The sequence below is a fragment of the Photobacterium sp. R1 genome (assembly GCF_054600795.1).
The window spans coordinates 1-245 of record NZ_BAAHZP010000856.1 but is presented as its reverse complement, the minus strand read 5'-3'; the positions used below and the strand labels follow the sequence as shown (position 1 = coordinate 245).

The 245-nt window shown below is 47.8% G+C and carries 1 pseudogene; it reads left to right on the top strand.

Features of this window, described 5'->3' with window-relative positions:
- A pseudogene (locus ACYP03_RS27505) lies at positions 1 to 245 on the top strand (FAD-dependent oxidoreductase); the annotation flags it as partial.

Genomic DNA, 245 nt, shown 5'->3' with positions numbered 1-245 from the left:
ATTTCAGATGAGCAGTGTCTGCAGCTGCTGACACAGTCTGTCGATACGTTAAGAGTCTATAAACACAGCGCTAATATTCGCCCCACCGTCATCGCTGTTCCGAAACAAGATCCCGGCCATCCAGACTTATTGCTACCCCGGCTGACTTTGCTTGAAGAACACTATAAAGCGTTGGTTCAGATTGATGCGGCGAATGCGGTATTGGGCAAGCCGGATGATTATTTCCGCCTCTATTATAGAGAAGA